Origin of the sequence: Pseudomonas sp. NPDC087697 (genome assembly GCF_044743155.1) — a bacterium.
Classification (GTDB): domain Bacteria; phylum Pseudomonadota; class Gammaproteobacteria; order Pseudomonadales; family Pseudomonadaceae; genus Aquipseudomonas.
Genome location: NZ_JBIUVW010000008.1, coordinates 1 through 15,539, shown reverse-complemented (window position 1 = coordinate 15,539; position 15,539 = coordinate 1). Strand labels below are relative to the sequence as shown.

Annotated in this window: 11 protein-coding genes; 8 read left to right on the top strand and 3 right to left on the bottom strand. The window is 58.5% G+C overall.

All coding sequences use genetic code 11. The annotated features are described in order from the left end of the window. Positions 1-95 precede the first annotated feature (95 nt). The 6 genes from ACIPIN_RS08265 to ACIPIN_RS08240 all read left to right on the top strand — a co-directional run bounded on the left by ACIPIN_RS08265 (position 96) and on the right by ACIPIN_RS08240 (position 9,761). Complete coding sequence (locus tag ACIPIN_RS08265) at positions 96-1,559, top strand: glyceraldehyde-3-phosphate dehydrogenase (protein ID WP_401117372.1); 1,464 nt, start codon at positions 96-98, stop codon at positions 1,557-1,559. 178 nt (positions 1,560-1,737) lie between these two features. Continuing rightward, positions 1,738-2,919 (top strand): class C beta-lactamase, encoded by a 1,182-nt coding sequence (ampC, locus tag ACIPIN_RS08260; protein WP_401117370.1) that lies wholly within the window; start codon positions 1,738-1,740, stop codon positions 2,917-2,919. Between the two features lie 767 nt (positions 2,920-3,686). Further along, positions 3,687-4,898, top strand: coding sequence for an HlyD family secretion protein (locus ACIPIN_RS08255; RefSeq protein WP_401117368.1), 1,212 nt, complete (start codon positions 3,687-3,689; stop codon positions 4,896-4,898). Next, entirely contained in the window at positions 4,895-6,160 is a 1,266-nt protein-coding gene (locus ACIPIN_RS08250) for a hypothetical protein (RefSeq protein ID WP_401117366.1), read from the top strand. Before ACIPIN_RS08255 ends, ACIPIN_RS08250 begins: the two co-directional genes overlap by 4 nt. A 1-nt stretch (position 6,161) precedes the next feature. Further along, positions 6,162-8,312 carry a glycosyltransferase family 2 protein gene (locus ACIPIN_RS08245; protein WP_401117364.1) on the top strand — a complete coding sequence of 717 codons (2,151 nt, stop codon included), beginning with the start codon at positions 6,162-6,164 and terminating at the stop codon, positions 8,310-8,312. A gap of 9 nt (positions 8,313-8,321) precedes the next feature. After that, positions 8,322-9,761, top strand: a complete 1,440-nt coding sequence (locus ACIPIN_RS08240) for an efflux transporter outer membrane subunit (RefSeq protein ID WP_401117362.1) — start codon at positions 8,322-8,324, stop codon at positions 9,759-9,761. A gap of 119 nt (positions 9,762-9,880) precedes the next feature. Here the strand turns inward: ACIPIN_RS08240 and ACIPIN_RS08235 are convergent, their stop codons facing one another. Then, on the bottom strand, positions 9,881-11,182 hold the full coding sequence (locus tag ACIPIN_RS08235; protein ID WP_401117361.1) for an MFS transporter: 1,302 nt from the start codon (positions 11,180-11,182) through the stop codon (positions 9,881-9,883). Between the two features lie 448 nt (positions 11,183-11,630). On the opposite strand from ACIPIN_RS08235, the gene ACIPIN_RS08230 reads away from it, so the two are divergent. After that, positions 11,631-12,575 carry an FAD:protein FMN transferase gene (locus tag ACIPIN_RS08230; protein WP_401117658.1) on the top strand — a complete coding sequence of 315 codons (945 nt, stop codon included), beginning with the start codon at positions 11,631-11,633 and terminating at the stop codon, positions 12,573-12,575. A 210-nt stretch (positions 12,576-12,785) separates the two neighbouring features. Beyond that, on the top strand, positions 12,786-14,180 hold the full coding sequence (gene sthA, locus ACIPIN_RS08225; protein ID WP_123425859.1) for a Si-specific NAD(P)(+) transhydrogenase: 1,395 nt from the start codon (positions 12,786-12,788) through the stop codon (positions 14,178-14,180). 42 nt (positions 14,181-14,222) lie between these two features. Here the strand turns inward: sthA and ACIPIN_RS08220 are convergent, their stop codons facing one another. Beyond that, positions 14,223-14,945, bottom strand: a complete 723-nt coding sequence (locus tag ACIPIN_RS08220) for a glycerophosphodiester phosphodiesterase (RefSeq protein WP_401117359.1) — start codon at positions 14,943-14,945, stop codon at positions 14,223-14,225. A 13-nt stretch (positions 14,946-14,958) separates the two neighbouring features. After that, the coding region (locus tag ACIPIN_RS08215; protein ID WP_401117357.1) for a PilZ domain-containing protein at positions 14,959-15,539 on the bottom strand (581 nt) is incomplete at its 5' end.

The following is a 15,539-nucleotide window of genomic DNA, read 5'->3' as shown; positions in this document are numbered from 1 at the left end:
CTACCGCCGACGAAAGGAAAACCATGTTGCGATAGGCGTGCATTGCTCCGCAGACGACTCGGCGGCATAATGTAGCCCCTTTTTTCAGCCCCTACATGTGGAAGGTTCCCGTGACTCAGAAGCCCGACCAGTGTCTTGGTGAATGGATCGACCGTGAAGCACTCGCAGAAGCGATGATTCCGCTTATCGGTCAGCTCTACCGCAATAACAACGTGGTGAGTTCGATCTATGGCCGCAGCCTGATCAACCAGTCTGTCATCGCGATTCTCAAAGCTCACCGCTTTGCTCGCCATCGTCAGTCCGATGACGCCGAACTGTCCGTTCACGAAACATTCCCGCTGCTCAAAGCGATGAGCGAGCTCAAGCTCGGCGCCGCTTCGGTAGACCTGGGCAAGCTGGCGGTCAAGTTCAAGGCCGAAGGCAATGGCCGCACTGCCGAGCAGTTCGTCCGTGAAGAACTGGCCGATGTAGTGGGTCAGCAAAACGCTAGCGCACGCAAAGGCACCGACGTTGTGCTGTACGGCTTCGGTCGTATCGGCCGTCTGCTGGCACGCATCCTGATCGAAAAAACCGGTGGTGGCGACGGCCTGCGTCTGCGCGCCATCGTTGTGCGCAAAGGCGCTGAAAACGATCTGGTCAAACGCGCCAGCCTGCTGCGTCGCGATTCGGTTCATGGTTCGTTCAATGGCACCATCACTATCGATGAGGCCAACAACACCATCACCGCCAACGGCAACCTGATCCAGGTTATCTACGCGAAGAACCCGACTGAAGTGGACTACACCCAGTACGGCATCAAAAACGCGCTGCTGGTGGACAACACTGGCGTATGGCGTGACGCCGACGGCCTGGGCCAGCACCTGTCCTGCCCGGGTATCGACCGCGTTGTTCTGACCGCGCCGGGCAAAGGCAAGCTGAAGAACATCGTTCACGGTATCAACCACGGCGAAATCACCGCTGACGACAAGATCGTTTCCGCGGCTTCTTGCACCACCAACGCCATCGTGCCGGTGCTCAAGGCTGTGAATGACAAGTTCGGCATCGTCAACGGACACGTTGAAACGGTTCACTCGTACACCAACGACCAGAACCTGATCGACAACTTCCACAAAGGCGATCGCCGTGGTCGTAGCGCCGCGTTGAACATGGTTATCACCGAGACCGGTGCTGCTACCGCTGCTGCCAAGGCCCTGCCTGAGCTGGCCGGCAAGCTGACCGGTAACGCGATCCGTGTTCCAACGCCGAACGTGTCGATGGCAATCCTCAACCTGAACCTTGAGAAAGCCGCTACCCGTGAAGAGATGAACGAGTACCTGCGCTACATGGCGCTGCACTCCGACCTGCATAAGCAAATCGACTTCGTCAACTCGCAGGAAGTGGTTTCCACCGACTTCGTTGGCTCGCGCCACGCAGGTGTTGTGGACGCTGAAGCAACCATCTGCCAAGACAACCGCGTTGTTCTGTACGTTTGGTACGACAACGAATTCGGTTACAGCTGCCAGGTGGTTCGCGTGATGGAAGACATGGCCGGTGTAAACCCGCCAGCATTCCCGCGCTAAGCCTTAGCCGCACATGAAAACGCCCCGACTGGTTCGGGGCGTTTTTGTTTGTGCGGTTTGACTGGCCCTCTACAGAGTCGGCGAAATATTCTGTGATAAATCGCCTCCAGAGCCTTCGCATCAAAATGATAGTTTGTCGTCCTTTACGCCCCAATCAAAACACCTGAGGACGATTTCAATGCGCCTTATCGGAAAGCGTTGCACAGCGCTTCTATTGCTGACCTGTGCTGTCTCTTTCGGCAATCTCGCCATGGCGAATGCCGAACGGTCGGATTTCGATAGCATCGTGCAAGATGCCGCCCAGAGGGTCATGCAGCAGTACAATATTCCCGGCCTGGCCATTGCGGTGACCGCTAATGGCAAGCAGCAGTTCTACAACTTCGGCGTGGCCTCAAAGGATACGAAGCAGAAGGTCACAAGCGATACGCTGTTTGAGATCGGCTCGATCAGTAAAACCTTCACGGTCACCTTGGCGACCTACGCTGAGGTCAACGGTCAGCTTTCACTCACTGACCACCCCGGCAAGTACCTGCCCGAACTCGCGGGTAGCCCGTTCGATAAAGTGACACTGATCAACCTGGCGACCCATACCGCTGGCGGCTTCCCCTTGCAGGTGCCTGATCAGGTACAGAACAACCAACAACTGATGGACTACTTCAAGGCGTGGCAGCCGACTTATGCGCCGGGCACTCAAAGAACCTATGCCAATCCCAGCATCGGGGCGTTGGGCATGATTACGGCGAGCAGCATGAAGATGCCGTTCGCGGCGGCGCTCGAACAGCGACTCTTCCCGGCACTCGGTATGCCAAACAGCTTCATCAACGTCCCGGCGAGCAAGCTGTCGCTCTATGCTCAGGGTTACAACAAAAAGGATGCCCCGGTCAGGTTGAATGCCGGTGTACTGGGCGACGAGGCCTACTCGGTAAAAACCAGCTCCACGGACCTGATTCGCTTTGTCGAAGCCAATCTGGGAGTCGCGAAGGTTGAAGCAAAACTCGGTCGCGCGCTGATGGAAACGCACAAGGGCTATTTCCAGGCAGGACCCATGACTCAAGACCTGATCTGGGAGCAGTACGACTACCCGGTGCAGCTGAGTGCGCTACTTGAAGGCAACGCCGACAAGATGATTTACGACAGTCATGTCGTCACGGCATTGAATCCGCCACTGGCACCACAGGAGGCGGTCTGGGTCAACAAGACGGGTTCGACCGGCGGGTTCTCCGCTTATGTGGCCTTCGTCCCCGAGAAGAAGTTTGGCATTGTGGTGCTGGCCAACAAGAGCTACCCCAACGAACCCCGGGTGCGCCTGGCGCATCGAATCCTGACTGAACTGGATTGCTGTTCGCGGGCGGAGGATTGAGTGGCGGCCGATGTGAACTCTCCAGCGTTGCCGCGCTAAGCCCTGGCTGCACATGAAAACGCCCCGACTTGTCGGGGCGTTTTCATGTGCAGCGGTTCATTATAAGAAGCAATTAGACATCATCTATTAAATTGGAAGTGTTCATGCGTCATCTGCTATGTCCGGTCAGTGCAGTTATATCGTTTTATTCTTGATGTGTGCCAAATCAGAGCGCTGTAAAGATCGACATGTCATTGCTATAAAAATTCAATAATAAAAAAATCCTCAAATAAAATAAGCAGTTGAAATGGAAGAGTGTTGTTGCTTGCTGTATATGGATCCAATACACGGTGCGTTCAATAATTGACGCCATTTTATTGAATGCTTCGCTGCTTGACAGTGATGGGTGCTGAAATTAGTGTCTCCCCCTGACAGCTCCGGCACTGGTCGGGGTTGGGTGACTGCAAATTGCCTGTATTGTCGGGCAAGTACTCACGGTAATTTTCAAAATTTTGGCACAACTTTGGCAGTGCTATTTTAAAGATGGTGGCGTTTTAATGTGCGTCATGATGGCAACTAATACTCCAAAAAGACAGGGAACTTATTCCTGCTCACATCACACTGAATCTAAATAAACCGTGCGGGCTTTATTGCTGTCCGGGGAGTTGATGATCCGCTTTCGTTGATCCTGCTTAATGTGTTTCGCGGTTACGTTCTAATCGGGCATGACGGCTGCGCAGTGCTGACATATAGCCGTGTGTATTCATGGCTTATTGGGAGAATTAAACATGGCAGAAGAACGCTCAAGGTTTTTTTCATGGTCCCTGTTGCCGCGTCTGGTGGGCTTGGGTGTCCTGGTATTTATCATCTGGCTGTTGCTCTCGACGTTGCTGATGCCGCTGGTGTCGACATCGGCGACACGGGCAATTTTGAATGCGCCGGTCATTCTGCTGACGACACCCATCGAGGGGGTGGTGAATTCGCTTGAGGTCAAACCCGGCTCGACCTTCGCCCAAGGCCAGAAGATTGCAGTGGTTGAAAACCCGCGGGCCAACCAGGAGACGTTGCTGACCCTGCAAACCCGGCGTTTGACCCTGGAGCAGGAACTCTCGTCATCGGCCAGTCAGGCCGAGCACGATCAGCAGTATTACGACGAGCTGGAGAAAACCAGTCAGCGCTATCAATCGGCGTTTCATACCCGTCAGCTCTATGCCCAACGCGCGCTGAAGGCCGAGAGCAGTGCCGCCAGCGCCCGATTGACGGACGCGCAGGAAACCGTCGAGCGCAACCTTGAGTTGTTCGTTCAAGGGGCGGTCAGTGGCGCGGTGGTCGCCTCCTCGAAAGCCAAGTTGGCCTCGTTACAAGGCGCGGCAGAGTCTGTCCGTTCACAGCTGCAAATCAATGACGGTGATGTCAATGCCGCCAATAAGCAGGTCTACCTTGACCCTGATCAGTTGCGCATGTTCGACCTCAGCGCGCAGATGACCACCCTGAAACTGAGCCTGGAAAATCAGGCCCGCAACCGCGAGACCTATCAACGCGAACTCGACAATCTCAACCACCTGATTGAAACCGAACAGAATCGGGTCAAGTTGACAGCTGGCTATGAGGTCACGGCGTATTCGTCCGGTACGGTTCAAGAGCTGTTGGCGCCCCAAGGGACGGTGGTGCAAGCCGGGTCGACCTTGCTGCGCGCCACCAACTGCCAAGAAAGCTATGTCGTCGCAGTGTTTCCCGAACGCATGGCCAGCAAGATTGATCACGACAGTGTCCTGACGGTGAGAATCCATGGCCTGGACGAACCACTCAAGGCCAATGTCGTGCAGTTGTTATCCAGCACTAAGGACATTCGCCCTAACAGCTACAGCGTTCCTTTCCCGTATGCCGAGCAGAACTCGGTGTACGTCGTCGGTACTTTTGCCGCTGACCTAACCGACAGCCAGCGCGCCATGACCTGCAATCCAGGGCTGTGGGCCAGCGCCGAGGTGTCTCACTCATGAGTCCGCGCAACGTTGTGCAATGGCCGTGGCTGCCGGGCCTGATCGGGGTGATGCTGATGAGCAGCGGGGGATCTGCGCTGGCGACGCCGGCCAAGCCGCAATTGGCGGCGATGACGTGTGCAGCGCTGGATCATGCGGTGCAATCGCAAGCGGCGGGGCCGGTGTTGCTGGCCAGCTACCCGCCGCTGGATGGTCAGCCGGCGCCAATCCAGGCGTTACGCGGGGTTGCGTTCACCTACGACAACGCCTTGGCCAGCATCGCCTTGTTTGCCTGCGGCAAAGCCGAGTCGGCGCGACGGATTGCCGATGCACTGGCTTTCGCCACGACTCATGACCCGGAATATCAGGATGGACGCTTGCGCAATGCCTACGCGGCAGGCCCGGTGGGTTCGTCGTCGATGCGCCTGCCGGGTTATTGGAGCATCGAGCGCAATGCCTGGAATCAAGACGCCTATCAGGTCAGCAGTGCCACCGGTAATCAGGCCTGGGCCGCGTTGGCGTTATTGGAGGCGTTGCGCCAGAGCGGTGATTCCTCTTATCTGGAGGCCGCTCGCAGAGTGTTGCAGTGGTCCGGGAAAAACACTTATGACGGACAGGCTCCGGCGGGTTTCAGCGGCGGTTACTACGGGTATTTCCCCAAGCAGATCCAGCAGACCTGGAAGTCCACCGAACACAACGTCGACCTGGCGGCGGCCTGGTCGGCACTCAACACGGTTGCGCCCGACCCGGGCTCGGCGCACCAGGCGCAGATTGCCCGGCAATTCGTATCGAGTCAGTGGGACGCGGGGGAGGGGCGCTTTCTGATTGGCACCGGGAAGGATGGACGAACCTCGGATCGCCAGCGCTCGGGACTGGACGCACAGATCTGGCCCCTGATCGCCTTGAGTGATCCTCCTGCGGACTGGCGGCGCGTCTTCACGTTTATCGATCAGGCGCACCGCTCGGGTGCCGGGTATGGCTTCAACCGCGACCCGGACGGTTTATGGACCGAGGGCACCGCGCAAACCGCCGCCGTGGCGGGCTTGAGCGGTATGAAGGAAAAGGCGCAGCCGCTGTGGAATGTGTTGCTGGCCCAACAGGCCGGCAATGGCTGGCTGTTTGCAACACCCGCCCCGCGTATCAGTACCGGGTTGGCCATCGGCCCGGACTCAACAACCAACGACTTTTTCTATTACCACCTGCCTCACTTGGGCGCTACAGCTTGGGCTGCGATCGCTGCCACCGGCATCAACCCCTTTACCGGTTTTCAAGAGGCTGACTGACATGCAGGCACTGGACACGCTGCAACTTGTGCAAATCAATTTCTGGACCGTGGTCGCGGTGATTCTGTTCACCTGCCTGACGCACCGTGATCAATGGATGGCACGTGCCGGTTTCGGAGCCTTGACCGCGCTGTTGTTGATCAATTACGTGGCCTGGCGGATTCGCGACACCTTGCCCGATGGACACTCCGGGTTTGCCACGGTCTGGGCTTACGCCTTCCTGTTTTTCGAAATGTTGGCGATCGGCTACACGCTATTTTCGATCATCGTCCTGCTCTGTCGCTCGGATCACCACGCCAGTGCCGATGCCGGGGAGCAACGCTTGCGCGCTCTGGGCCACTCGGTGCCGGCGGTGGATGTGTTCATTGCCACCTACAACGAAGGCCTCGAGATCCTGGAAAAAACCATCATTGCCGCCCAGGCGATCGACTACCCCAACGTGACCATCTGGGTGCTGGACGACACTCGCCGCGACTGGTTGCGCGACTACTGCGCCGAGGTCGGCGTGCAGTATGCTCGACGTCCCGACAATTCCCACGCCAAGGCCGGTAACCTGAACAACGGCCTGCGTCTGTCGGCGGCCAGCAGCAATGCGCCGTACATACTGGTGCTCGACGCCGACTTCGCCCCGCAGCAGCCGATCCTGATGCGCACCCTGGGATTGTTCGATGATCCCAAGGTCGGCCTGGTGCAGACGCCGCAGTTCTACTACAACCCCGATCCGATTCAGCACAACCTCGGTACATCCGCCTGCTGGGTCGATGAGCAGCGGGTGTTCTTCGACGTCTACCAGCCGGCCAAGGATGCTTGGGATACAGCGTTTTGCGTGGGCACCTCGTTTGTCGTGCGGCGCGATTTGATCAACGAGATCGGCGGCTTTCCCACTGGCTCGGTCTGCGAAGACCTCTACACCAGCTGCCGTCTGCAACAAAAAGGCTACGTCACCCGCTGGTTGAATGAGCGACTGTCGATTGGTTTGTCCGCCGAGGGGTTGACCGAGTACATCAATCAGCGTGGGCGCTGGTGCCTGGGGACGATCCAGGTCGCGCTGCTCAAAGAGGGCCCCTTGCGCGGTCGTGGCTACTCACTCAATGAACGGTTGCACTTCGTGCATGGCTTGATGCACTGGTTCTCCAAGCCATTCATCCTGATGATGCTGGTGTCGCCGGTGTTGTATTGGTATTTCGGTATTGCCGGGTTCTACGCCCATCCGGCGGATTTCATGGCCTTCGGCATGCCGGCGTTGATTGCATTCTGGGGCTACGGGACGTGGGTCACTGACCGGCGTACCTTGCCGATTTTTACCGAGGTCACCCAAATCGTCGCCTCACTGGCGGTGACGGCGACGATCATCAGCGCCATGGTCCGGCCGTTCGGGCGACCCTTCAAGGTCACGGCAAAGGGCCTGGATCGTTCACGCACAACGGTCCACTGGAAACTGTTCGGATTCTTTTTTGCGCTGACACTGTTCTCGCAGATCGGCGCTTACATCACCATCAGCAACGCGGCTGCGTTCGACGGCAATATGCTGTTCAACCTGTGCTGGACGGTGGTCGCGCTGATCTACAACCTGGCCACCCTGGTGGCGTGTGTTGACCGGCCGCGCTTGCACGGCGAAGAGCGCTTTCCTTTCGATAAACCCAGTGGATTGCGCTTCGCCGGCAAAACCCTGGCGGGCCAACTGGTGGATATTTCGCTGAGTGGCGCCTCCATTTCCTGTGCCGTTGCGTCATTGATCAAGCCCGGGCTGCGGGGGCAGGTATGGATCAATAAACTTGGCTGGCTGGATGTCGAGGTCATGCGTCATCACGGCGAGGACCGTTTGGGCTTGAGGTTCGTCGACCTTGACGAAACGCTTCGGCGCCGGCTGATCGCGCGGCTGTTCAGTGACGCGCCGGTCAACGTGGTCGGCAAGGCTGAACCAGGCCTGGCTTTCGGCACCTTGTTACGGCGTTCGTTGCTCGGCGAGAAGCGCACGGCGCCGCCTTCGTGGCGGCCGGTCAAGGCGCCGTCCTACAGCTCACTGCCTGGATTACGCCCGATCAGCCTCCGCTCGCGTCAGCAGCCGCTGCCGCAAATCAGCGCCACCCGCTCAGGTCTTTGGGCTTTCCTTCTCACTTCGTTACGAGCTTTGCTCGGCCAACGCTTGTAGGTGCGCCTCATGAACAGACGCTTATCCACCTCATGTTTCATGTCGCTGTTACTGCTCGGCGGTTGTTCTCTGGAACCCAAATACGAGAAGCCGGAGGCGCCGATCGATCAGCAATGGCCAGCCAGTTCGGCCAGTGACTGTTGCAGCGCCAAGCAGGCGTTCGACAAGGATTGGCACGGCTTCGTGCTCGATGACCGACTGCGCCAGTTGATCGACCTGGCGTTGAAGAACAATCGCAGCCTGCGTCAGTTCGAGGCGGGCGTCGAGGAGGCGAGGGCAGGGTACGCCGGTGCCGAATCCGGGCTGTTTCCCTCCATCGGACTCAACACCTACGCCGGCCGCAGCAAGTTTCCGTCACAGGTCAGGACGCAGGGAGGCGGCGTCAGTTCAGGCAGCACGTCCAACACCTTTCAGGCCAGCGGTGGCTTCACGTCTTACGAGTTGGACCTGTTCGGGCGCATCCGCAGTCAGCGAAACGCCGCAGGCGCACGCTTCGAGGCGACCGAGGCGGACTATCAGACGGCTCGCCTGGCGTTGATCGGTGAAGTGGCCAGCACCTGGCTTAGCCTCAAGGCCAATCAGAATCTGCTCGACCTCGCACAAAACACCTACAAGTCCCAGGACCACTACGGTGAGTTGTTGCGCAAGAGCTACAATCTGGGTTCCAGTGCACGAATCGATGTTCACCAGGCGGATGCGCAGACCAACACGGCGGCGGTTCAGATCAACACGTACCGCATGCAGGTGGCGCAGAACATGAATGCGCTGCAGGTGTTGGTCGGGCAGCCGGTGCCGGTTGGGTTGTTGCCCACTGGCGTGCTGGGTGAGCAGTTGGCAACCGCCGATGTGCCCGCCGGGTTGCCGTCGTCACTGATTGCGCGGCGGCCCGACATCATGGCGGCCGAAGCCTTGTTGCGAGCGGCCAACGCGGACATTGGCGCAGCTCGTAGCGCTTACTTCCCGACCTTTTCGCTGACCTCGGCGGTAGGCGGCCTGACCGGTGATTTTTCGCGATTGTTGAGTGCGCCGGCCGAGTTCTGGTCGGTGGCTCTGGCGGGGTCGTTGACCCTGATCGACGGCGGTGCGCGAAAGGCGCAGGTGGACGCCAGCCATGCGCGGTTCAACGGGCAGACGGCGGCGTACGAAGCCACGGTGCAGAACGCTTTCCGCGAAGCCGCTAATGCTCTCAACGCCCGTCAGGAGATGCTCACCCAGGTCGACTATCAGAAGCGTCTGGTGGGGGATTATCAAGAAGCCTACCGACAATCCCGGTTGCGCTTCGAGGCGGGGCTGGACAGCTACTTTTCGGCGATGGATGCGCAGCGTTCGTTGTTCGACGCACAGCAGAAGCTGGCGCAGATGGAGCTGGCGCGGGAGATCAATCAGGTGGACTTGTACAAGGCGTTGGGCGGGGGGTGGAGTCAGTCTGTGAAAATGGCGAACCGATGATTTGTGGTGTACTGGCGGGCCTCTTCGCGGGCAAGCCTTGCTCCTACAGGTATCGTGTCGTTCACATATGCAAAATCTGACCGAAATCCTGTAGGAGCATGGCTTGCCAGCGATGCGATCTACCGCGCGCCGCCGACTACAGCAGCCTGTGCTGTACGCAGTTCATGCCGGTTGCCACGGAACAGCACCAGCGTTGCGATCAGGCCAAGCACCGCAGCGCCGCTCAACCAGATGCCCGGTGCAGCCTTGTTGTCCAGCACGTGGATCAGGTAGGTACAGGCCGCCGGGGTGAAGCCGCCGAAGGTCGCGGTTGCCAGGCTGTAGGCCAGGGAGAAACCGGTGGTGCGGACTTCAATCGGCATGATTTCGGTCAGGGCCACGACCATGGCGCCGTTGTACGAGCCATACAGGAACGACAGCCACAACTCGACGATCAGCAGATGGCTGAAGCTCGGGTTGGCTACCAGCCAGGACAGCGCCGGGTAGGCGGTCAGGATCGCCAGAATGGTCGCCGCCAGCAGCAGCGGTTTACGACCGATCTTGTCGGACAGCGCACCCATCACCGGCAGCCAGAAGAAGTTCGACAGACCGATGCACACTGTCACCAGCAACGCGTCGAAGTCCGACAGATGCAGTTCGGCTTTACCGAAAGTCGGGGTGTACGCGGTGATCAGGTAGAACGACACGGTGGTCATCACCACCAGCGCCATGCCCGCCAGCACGATACCGAAGTTCTGACCAATCGAACGGACGATTTCCTGCAGGGAAGGACGATGTTTACGCGCCTGGAACTCAGGGGTTTCTTCCAGCGAACGACGAATAATGAAAATCGCCGGAACGATCATGCAGCCGACTAGGAACGGTACGCGCCAGCCCCAATCACCCATTTGTTCAGGGCTCAGCCAATGGTTGAGGCCCACGCCCAGCAAACCGGCAAACACCACCGCCGCTTGTTGGCTGGCGGATTGCCAACTGACGAAAAAGCCCTTACGGCCAGGAGTCGAGATTTCTGCCAGGTAAACCGACACACCGCCCAGTTCCACGCCGGCGGAGAAGCCTTGCAGCAAACGGCCGAACAGCACGATCAGCGGCGCAGCGACGCCAAGGGTCGCATAACCCGGCACACAGGCAATCAGCACGGTGCCGGCAGCCATCAGCGCGAGGGTGATGATCAAACCTTTACGACGGCCGTGGCGGTCAATGTAGGCGCCGAGAAAGATTGCACCCAGTGGGCGCATCAGGAAGCCGGCACCGAAGGTCGCCAGCGACAACATCAAGGAAGCGAAAGCGCTGTCGGCGGGGAAGAAGGTTTTGGCGATGGCCGTGGCGTAAAAGCCATAGACCATAAAGTCGAACATTTCGAGAAAGTTACCGCTGACAACGCGAAATATCGCTTTGCCTTTGCCCGTATTCGAGGACATTGGACGTACTCACTTTGGCTGTCTTGTTAGAAATCCCTGGTCTTGAAACATCCTCACTGCCGGGTATGGTCTGTGCCGGTGCCGCGAACAGTTTTGTAACGATATGTGTAACAAGAACGGTAGGCAACCAATAGTTAGCGTGCTGCTTAAACGTTATAGCCATTAGCTAGTTCAAATCCTGGACCCGAGTGAATTAAAACCTGGTGTATGGGCGACGCTGATCAAGTGTGGGAGCGGGCTTGCTCGCGAAGGGGGCGCTGCGGTCAAGCAGGGAAACCGCGTCATCGTTCTTCGCGAGCAAGCCCGCTCCCACACATCTATCGCATAATGGCCGGCCTTGGCGTTCTGTCAGGGAATTCTTTGGGGGATATGCGAGTTGTTGAACCGGCGACTGGGCGTTTTCGTGGTGCTTGTCGGCGCCTTATCGGGCTGCGGTAACGGCGATTCCATGGAAAGCTTTGGCGGCCCGACCATGGGCAGCACTTATTCGATCAAATACATCCGTCATCCGGGTACCCCGGGGCCGGTCGAGGTGCAGAAGCAGGTCGAGTTGATTCTGGCCGAGGTCGATCGACAGATGTCGACCTACCGCAGCGACTCCGATATTGAGCGATTTAATGGTTTGCCGGCCAACAGCTGTCAGCCAATGCCGGCACCGGTCTTGCAGTTGGTCAAGGTTGGCGAGCAACTGTCAGAGGCGAGCGACGGTTCCTACGACCTGACAGTGGAGCCGCTGCTGAACCTTTGGGGGTTTGGCCCACAATCGCGCGATGAAAAGGTCCCGAGCGCCGAGGCCTTGGCTCTGGCCCGACAACGCGTCGGCTATGCTCATCTGCGGATTGAAGGCGATCAATTGTGCAAAGACGCGCCGGTCGAGGTTGACTTCGGCAGCGTTGGCGCCGGGTACGCCATCGACAGGATCGCTGCGAAGTTGCAGGAAATGGGTATCGACAGCTTCATCGCCGATGCCACGGGCGAACTCAAGGCCGTCGGCAAGAAGCTCGACGGCTCGCCCTGGAAGATTGCACTGGAGGAGCCGCGCGATGACCAGCAGGTTGTCGAACGGGTGATTGTTCTGAATGGCAACGGCGTTTCAACCTCAGGCGACTACCGCAATTATTTCATGCAGGATGGCCGGCGCTATTCCCACACGTTCGATGCCCGAACCGGCGCACCGATCACCCATACCCTGGCGTCCGTCACGGTGATTCATCCTTCGACGCTAATGGCCGATGGCTTATCGTCGCTGTTGCTGATTCTCGGCCCCGAGCGTGGTTGGGATTACGCCGAAAAACATGACATCGGTGCATTTTTTGTGATTCGAACCGATACCGGCTTTGTCACGCGAACCAGTCAGGCTTTTGATCGCCTGAACGCCGAAAAAGCCAAGTAAATACGGCGTCATTGGCATCAATTGCTGGTGCTGTAGTGCAGGCAAAACTAGCCTACGACGCGACCAAGGGTTAATGTGCGCGGCGTTGACGCTTCTATAGACTGTGTCCGGGTTCTCGACTGACCCCAAATTGTTCCTTCATGCCGCAAGGCCGGCATGATTTAGCCGCAGGTGCCAACGGGGTGCCGCGGCCTGTTCTGAGGAGTACGCATGGCTGTCTACAACTACGACGTGGTGGTGCTGGGTTCCGGTCCGGCGGGAGAAGGCGCGGCAATGAACGCCGCCAAAGCAGGGCGCAAAGTGGCGATGGTCGATAGTCGTCGCCAGGTCGGCGGCAACTGCACCCACCTCGGCACCATCCCGTCCAAGGCCTTGCGTCACTCGGTCCGGCAGATCATGCAGTTCAACACCAACCCGATGTTCCGGGCCATTGGTGAGCCGCGCTGGTTCTCGTTCCCGGACGTGCTGAAAAGCGCAGAAAAAGTCATTTCCAAGCAAGTCGCCTCGCGCACCGGTTACTACGCGCGCAATCGGGTCGACGTGTTCTTCGGCACCGGCAGCTTCGCTGACGAGCAAACCATCGAAGTGGTCTGCGCCAACGGCGTGGTCGAAAAACTGGTGGCCAAGCACATCATCATCGCCACTGGCTCGCGCCCGTATCGCCCGGCCGACATCGATTTCCACCACCCGCGTATCTACGATAGCGACACCATCCTCAGCCTCGGCCACACCCCGCGCAAACTCATCGTTTACGGCGCCGGCGTGATTGGTTGCGAATACGCTTCGATCTTCAGTGGTCTGGGTGTGCTGGTAGAACTGGTGGACAACCGCGGTCAGCTGCTGAGCTTCCTTGACTCGGAAATCTCCCAGGCGCTGAGCTACCACTTCAGCAATAACAACATCACCGTGCGCCACAACGAAGATTACGATCGCGTTGAAGGCGTAGACAACGGTGTGATCCTGCACCTCAAGTCCGGCAAGAAAATCAAGGCCGACGCCTTGCTCTGGTGCAACGGCCGTACCGGTAATACCGACGCCCTGGGGCTTGAGAACATCGGCGTCAAGGTCAATAGCCGTGGCCAGATCGAAGTCGACGAGAACTATCGTACCTGCATACAGAACATCTACGGTGCAGGCGATGTGATTGGCTGGCCGAGCCTGGCCAGTGCCGCTCACGACCAGGGTCGTTCGGCCGCTGGCAGCATCGTCGACAATGGCAGTTGGCGCTTCGTCAACGACGTACCGACCGGGATCTACACCATTCCGGAGATCAGCTCGATCGGCAAGAACGAGCAAGAGCTGACCCAGGCCAAAGTGCCGTACGAAGTCGGCAAGGCGTTCTTCAAGAGCATGGCGCGCGCGCAGATCGCCGGTGAGCCGCAAGGCATGCTGAAGATCCTGTTCCACCGCGAAACGCTGGAAGTGCTGGGTGTTCACTGCTTCGGTTATCAGGCGTCGGAGATCGTTCACATCGGTCAGGCGATCATGAACCAGCCGGGCGAACTGAACACGTTGAAGTACTTCGTCAACACCACGTTCAACTACCCGACCATGGCCGAAGCCTATCGGGTAGCGGCCTACGACGGCCTCAACCGGCTTTTTTGAGCGGCTCCGGCCGGTGGCCTGAGCCGGCCGGGGAGACCGATTTCAGCAATTCTCGAGCGTGGCGCTGGCCAAACCGGGAAAGTCTGTAATCAGGCTGTCAACGCCGAAATCAGCGAGCCTGCGCATCAGCGCAGGTTCGTTGACTGTCCATACCGACACATGCAGACCTTGTCGCTGCGCCTTCTGCAGGCGTTCCGGCGTACACAGGGTCCAGTTCAGCGCAAGAATCTCACAGCCATAACTTTGCGCGACCTTCAGCGGGTCGAGCCAGGCGTATTCGGCGACCAGTCCACGCGATACATCCGGAACCAGATCCACTGCGGCTTTCAGCACTTCGCGCGAGCTCGAGGTGATGGTGACCTTGTCCAGCAAGTCGAAACGTTGCGCCATTTCGCGAATCGCCAGCACGGTGGTTACGGCGCGGGTGCGTGAAGCGCTTTTGACTTCAAGTTGCCAGTGCTCGAAATCGCACTTTTCGAACAATTCTTCCAGCGTAGGAATCGGGCAGGGCTTGATCCAGCCCGGGCCGCCCTTGCGTGCGTCATAGGTCACAAGCTCCGCCGCCGAATGCTCGACTACCTTGCCGCGACGTTCGGTGGTGCGCTTGAGCGTCGGGTCGTGGATGACCATCAACTCGCCGTCCATGGACAGGTGCAGGTCCAGTTCGCAGCGGCGTACGCCGTGCTTGAGGCATTGCTGGAAACTGGTCAGGGTGTTTTCCGGTGCTTCGCCTTTGGCGCCACGGTGGCCGTAGATTAGGGTCACGGGTCTTCCTTAATTAATTGCCTGATTCGTTTTGCTCGCGTGCAAGACGTCGATCATGTGCCTGTCTCTGCAAGATATAGCGGGCCAGCAGCTGTCGTTGCGCATCGGTCAGGGCTTCGAACTCGGTGCCGATTGCAAAGGTGCCGAAGCTTTCCGGTTCACAGTGAGTGACCTTGGCTCGCAACAGCAGGCCCAGCGCTTGCGGCATCAGCAACAGCTTGATCGCCACATGGCTACCGGCTGGGTAGGCGACGTGGTGCTCGAACTCGATACCGCCTTCCGACAGCACCACGTGCTGCGGTTCACCGAACTTGCCGAGCACGGTTTGTGCCACGACCTGGCTCAGCAGGTCGATGCGTTTGTTCTGTGCCTTCAGATAGTTGGCGATGTTTCGATCTCGCTCGCTGATCTGGCGCAGCAGGTGCTGTGACTCGAATTCGCTCAAGTGCAGTTCGCTGAGCAGGTTGAATAGTGGGGAAGCATCCTGCAACACTTCCTGGCCTGCTGCTTCGGGGGCAGACAGGGGCCGAATTTCCAGTGCGATCGTGTCCTCGATACGGTAGTATTCGCGGCGATCTTCTTCATCTAATGTCG

What these genes read in the sequence shown, in the direction of transcription:
- ACIPIN_RS08265 (WP_401117372.1), top strand. Translation starts at nt 96, where the DNA reads ATGTGGAAGGTTCCCGTGACTCAGAAGCCCGACCAGTGTCTTGGTGAA.
- ampC (WP_401117370.1), top strand. Translation starts at nt 1,738, where the DNA reads ATGCGCCTTATCGGAAAGCGTTGCACAGCGCTTCTATTGCTGACCTGT.
- ACIPIN_RS08255 (WP_401117368.1), top strand. Translation starts at nt 3,687, where the DNA reads ATGGCAGAAGAACGCTCAAGGTTTTTTTCATGGTCCCTGTTGCCGCGT.
- ACIPIN_RS08250 (WP_401117366.1), top strand. Translation starts at nt 4,895, where the DNA reads ATGAGTCCGCGCAACGTTGTGCAATGGCCGTGGCTGCCGGGCCTGATC.
- ACIPIN_RS08245 (WP_401117364.1), top strand. Translation starts at nt 6,162, where the DNA reads ATGCAGGCACTGGACACGCTGCAACTTGTGCAAATCAATTTCTGGACC.
- ACIPIN_RS08240 (WP_401117362.1), top strand. Translation starts at nt 8,322, where the DNA reads ATGAACAGACGCTTATCCACCTCATGTTTCATGTCGCTGTTACTGCTC.
- ACIPIN_RS08235 (WP_401117361.1), bottom strand. Translation starts at nt 11,182, where the DNA reads ATGTCCTCGAATACGGGCAAAGGCAAAGCGATATTTCGCGTTGTCAGC.
- ACIPIN_RS08230 (WP_401117658.1), top strand. Translation starts at nt 11,631, where the DNA reads ATGGAAAGCTTTGGCGGCCCGACCATGGGCAGCACTTATTCGATCAAA.
- sthA (WP_123425859.1), top strand. Translation starts at nt 12,786, where the DNA reads ATGGCTGTCTACAACTACGACGTGGTGGTGCTGGGTTCCGGTCCGGCG.